General features: G+C 69.1%; 4 protein-coding genes. 1 reads left to right on the top strand and 3 read right to left on the bottom strand.

The window, feature by feature from the left end; translation table 11 throughout:
• The first annotated feature begins 273 nt into the window (after positions 1–273).
• A complete protein-coding gene (locus tag B9G38_RS14905; RefSeq protein WP_086220899.1) occupies positions 274–1,365 on the top strand; it encodes an anthranilate phosphoribosyltransferase in 1,092 nt (363 codons plus the stop codon).
• A 392-nt stretch (positions 1,366–1,757) separates the two neighbouring features.
• Here the strand turns inward: B9G38_RS14905 and B9G38_RS14900 are convergent, their stop codons facing one another.
• The 3 genes from B9G38_RS14900 to B9G38_RS14890 all read right to left on the bottom strand — a co-directional run bounded on the left by B9G38_RS14900 (position 1,758) and on the right by B9G38_RS14890 (position 3,734).
• Positions 1,758–2,597, bottom strand: a complete 840-nt coding sequence (locus B9G38_RS14900; protein ID WP_086220898.1) for an NAD+ synthase — start codon at positions 2,595–2,597, stop codon at positions 1,758–1,760.
• A 136-nt stretch (positions 2,598–2,733) separates the two neighbouring features.
• Positions 2,734–3,354: an NUDIX hydrolase gene (locus B9G38_RS14895; protein ID WP_086220897.1), complete on the bottom strand. Its 621-nt coding sequence runs from the start codon at positions 3,352–3,354 to the stop codon at positions 2,734–2,736.
• Positions 3,351–3,734, bottom strand: a complete 384-nt coding sequence (locus B9G38_RS14890; RefSeq protein ID WP_086220896.1) for a hypothetical protein — start codon at positions 3,732–3,734, stop codon at positions 3,351–3,353. The genes B9G38_RS14895 and B9G38_RS14890 overlap by 4 nt, the downstream gene beginning before the upstream one ends.
• Between the last annotated feature and the right edge of the window lie 278 nt (positions 3,735–4,012).

Raw genomic sequence — 4,012 nt, 5'->3', positions numbered from 1 at the left:
ATATAACTCTGACGCTGTTCTAGACCTGATACAGAATACTAGAGAGGAATAAACAGATGAATGAATGATTTAATAGCGTTCAAGTGGACGAGTGTTCTTTTTTAGTGTGCGAACAGATACCACGGATCCGGCGAGGAGGGCCTCGTCGTCCCGGCTCGCCGCTCGCGCGCGACACCGCGGTCTCGCGTAGCGGGAGCGATCGTCGGCCCGACGCGTTCCCGGCGCCCGGGAGTCGAACGGGGGACTTTTCGTCGGAGAACCCGAACGGAGCGTATGGCTCAGGCGACCCAGGAGTTCGGCGACTGGCCCCTCAAGCGGCTGATGACCGAGGTCTGCGGCTCCGGCCACAAGTCGGCCGACGACCTCACGCGCGCGCAGGCGACCGAGGCGTTCGAGCGCATCCTCGCTGGCGAGCCGGACCCGACGACGCTCGGGGCGTTCTGGCTCTCCAACCGCTGGAAGCGGAACACGCCCGAGGAGCTCGGCGCGTACGTCGACGTGATGTGCGAGCGCGTCGAGTACGCCGAACCGGACGTCGACCCCGTCGACTGCGGCGCCAACTACGACGGGAAGGGCCGGACCGCGATCTTAGGCGTCGCGGCCGGAGCGGTCGCGGCCGCGGCGGGCACGCCGGTCGTGGTCCACTCCGGTGACCGCGTCCCGACGCAGAAGCAGGACGCGTACAAGCACGTCTTAGACGAGCTGGGCGTCCACACCGAGCTGACGCCCGCCGACTCCGCCGACATGGTCGACGAGACCGGCTTCGGCTTCTACTACCAGCCCGCCTTTAACCCCGCCATCGACGACCTGTTCGACCGCCGCGACCAGATGGGCGTCCGGTCGTTCGTCAACACGGTCGAGACGCTGGCGAACCCCGCGGGCGCCTCGACGCACCTCGGCTCCTTCTACCACCTCGCGTTCGCGAAGAAGGTGGTCGACACGTTCGTCGAAAGCGAGTTCCACGACCTCGACCGCGTCCTGATGTTCCAGGGCATGGAGGGGTACGACGACGTGCGCCCCGGCTACACGAAGGTCGCGGAGTGGGACGCGGGCGACGGCGAGGAGGCCGGCAGCGAGGGCGCCTCGTTCGACGACTTCGAGATCGAGACCGCGGAGTACGGGATGGACCTCGAAGAGGAGGACCTCGCGGTCGACGACGTGGCGGCTGAGTCGGCCGAGATCACCGAGGCGGTGTTGGCCGGCGAGCGCGACGGCGCCTTCGCGGACGCGGTCGCGGTCAACGCCGCGCTCCGGATCTACGCGGGCGAGGACGCGGACTCGATCGAGGAGGGCCTCGACGCGGCCCGCGAAGCCATCGACGACGGCTCCGCGTACGAAGTCCTGGAGGAACTGCGGGAGTTCTGAGAATCACCACGTCTCGGAAATTCCGTTTGTGATCGAGCGGTGTTGTTGTCGGATATTTATAAGTAGTCGAAGACTCTGCGACGAACTCCTCCAAAGCCCCCGGCCGCTCACCGATAAATGGCTGATAACGGATCGAGGGTAAACACGTCCAAAGCCCCAGCCGCGACGGCTCGCGTGGCTCGCTGTGCTCCTCAGTCGCTCACTCCGTTCGCTCCCTACGGTGACAGCCGGCGGCGGAGCCGCCGGTGACTGCCCCTTTGAGTCCCGCCCCGCACCACACAGCGACCGCACCTCACACCTCCCCAGCCTCGCGGCTCGGCCGCGGGGCGGCCTCGCAGGCACGCGCCACCGCAGTCCTCTTTATAAGTATTCGTCGAGACGCAGTCGATTACTTATAAGTCGCGATCGGGCGCGGGCGGCATCGCCCGCTTGTGGGCGCTGCGCTCGTAGAGGTCGACCACGCGGTCGACGGCTTCTGCCGGGACGTCGAGTTCGCGGACCGTCGCCGCCCGCGAGAGCCCGCCGTCGACGTGGACCGCGAGGATGGCGTCGACGGTGTCGTAGTCGAGCCCCATCTCCTCGGCGTCGGTCTGGCCCTCCCACATCCCCGCGGTCGGCTCCTGCATCACCAGATCGCGGTCGACGCCGACGTGCGCGGCCAGCTGGCGCACCTGCTGTTTGTAGAGGTTCCCGATGGGGTTGCAGTCGACCGCCTGATCGCCGTACTTCGTGTAGTAGCCGGTCATCGCCTCGGCGCGGTTCCCGGTGCCGAGGACGACCCGGTTCTCCGCGTTGGCGACGAAGTAGTTCAACACGGCGCGAGTTCGGACGTAGACGTTGCCCGCGGCGGTGCGGTCGTCGGCCGCCTCCGGGACGGCGTCGAAGAACGCCTCCGCGATCGGCTGGATCTCGACCACGTCGTACTCGATCCCGAGGTCGTGAGCGACGCGCTCGGCGTCGCTCATCACGTCGGCGTCGTTCACCGCCGAGGGCATCGTGAGCCCGTGGAGGCCCTTCTCACCGAGCGCCTCGACCGCGAGGTGCGCGGTGAGCGTCGAGTCGATACCGCCCGACAGGCCGAGGACCGCGCCCTCCGCGCCCGCGTCGTCGACCACGTCGCGGATGAACGAGACGACGCGCTCGCGGGTCGCCTCCAGTTCCTCGTCCGAGAGGCGGAGGTCGAGCGGAGGGTCGTCCGACAGCAACACCGACTGCTCCGAGGTCTGGCTCATAGCCGAGTACAGGGGCCGAGGCGACTAATACCTCCTCGTCGGCGCCGGGAACTGGACGCGCGTCGGGTTCTGCGTCGATTCGCGCCGGTCCGCGTCGGATTCGACGGGAGAGGGGAACGGCCGTGACCGCGGGCGCCTAGAGCAGGCCCTCGCGCTCGGCGAGCAGGAGCCCTTCCAGCGTCGCGTCGTTCGTCGGCGGATCGCGGGCGATTTCAAGCGCCTCACCGACCGGGACGGACCGCGGGGAGAGGAACTCGTTGCTGTCGTGGTCGACGTCGACCGGCTCTAACCCCTCGGCGAACACGTAGCCGCGCTTGTGTCGCAACACGCCGGTCGAACACCACACCTCCTGGAGCAGCGACGTCGACGACGGCTCGAAGCCGGTCTCCTCGGCGAGCTCGCGCGCCCCGGCCTCGGTGTAGGACTCGCCGGACTCGACGATGCCGGCCGGAAGCTCCAGCTGCGTGTTCCGCACGGTGGGGCGGTACTGCTCGACGAACAGGACCCGCCCGTCCGCGACCGCGACGATCACCGTCGCCGGCGACAGCTCCGCCCAGTAGTACTTCTTCTCCGTCCCGTCGGGCTGTTCGACGCGGTCGTAGCCGCCGACGAACCACCCCTCGTCGTACTCGACGACGACCTCCCGCACCGGCCACTCCGGCTCGCCCGGCAGCGAGTGGCTGCGGCCGTCCGAGAACGCGGGGAGGTCACGGAGGTCGCCCCCCGACGGGTCGGGGTCCGATTGCTCGTCGGTCACGGGCGGACCACCTCCGCGTGGAACGCCTGCCCGTCGCGACGCACCCGCACGCCGGCCTCTGTCGAGGCGTTCGGCACCTGCTGGGTGAGCGCGTCGACCTCGTCGAACGGGGTGTGCGTGAACCACTCCTTCATCCCGTACGGGCCGGTCTGATACCCCGCCGACCGCCCGTCGTCGCTCTCTATCGCGCCGATCAGGTACGGGTACCGCCTGTCGGAGACGTTGTTCACGTCGGCCGCGGTGCCGTTCGTCTCGATCGGCTCGACGGTGAGGTAGTAGGGGTCGCCGCTCCCGAGGTAGCTCGGGAGCGCGCCGAGCGCGAGCAGCGCGACGACGACCAGGGCGATGGCGACGAGGAGGTTCCGGGTGACCCGGCGCATGGTCGCCGTACGGTCCCGCGGGGAATACCGGTTTCGACCCGCTAGCACGCGGGCGGCGACGGAGCGCCGGGCCCGTCGCCGGCCCCGGGCGACGCGTTTTATACCGCGGCGTCCCTGCCCGCGGTATGGAGTACAGGTTCGAGCTGGCGCTGTGCGCCGCGCTCGAATCCCCGGACCGCGTCGTCGCCCCCCCGCTCGGCCCGGGCGTCGCGACGCCCGGGCACCGTCTCCGCCGCCTCTGTCGGCTCACCCCGGGCCCGGACGACGCCCGCCCCGCC

It is taken from the genome of Halorubrum sp. SD612, from assembly GCF_002135005.1.
Note: the sequence above shows the minus strand (reverse complement) of the source record. Positions and strands in the feature narration are given on the sequence as shown.

Excerpts from the sequence above, each read along its gene's own strand:
- B9G38_RS14905 (WP_086220899.1), top strand. The coding sequence starts at position 274 with ATGGCTCAGGCGACCCAGGAGTTCGGCGACTGGCCCCTCAAGCGGCTG.
- B9G38_RS14890 (WP_086220896.1), bottom strand. The coding sequence starts at position 3,734 with ATGCGCCGGGTCACCCGGAACCTCCTCGTCGCCATCGCCCTGGTCGTC.
- B9G38_RS14900 (WP_086220898.1), bottom strand. The coding sequence starts at position 2,597 with ATGAGCCAGACCTCGGAGCAGTCGGTGTTGCTGTCGGACGACCCTCCG.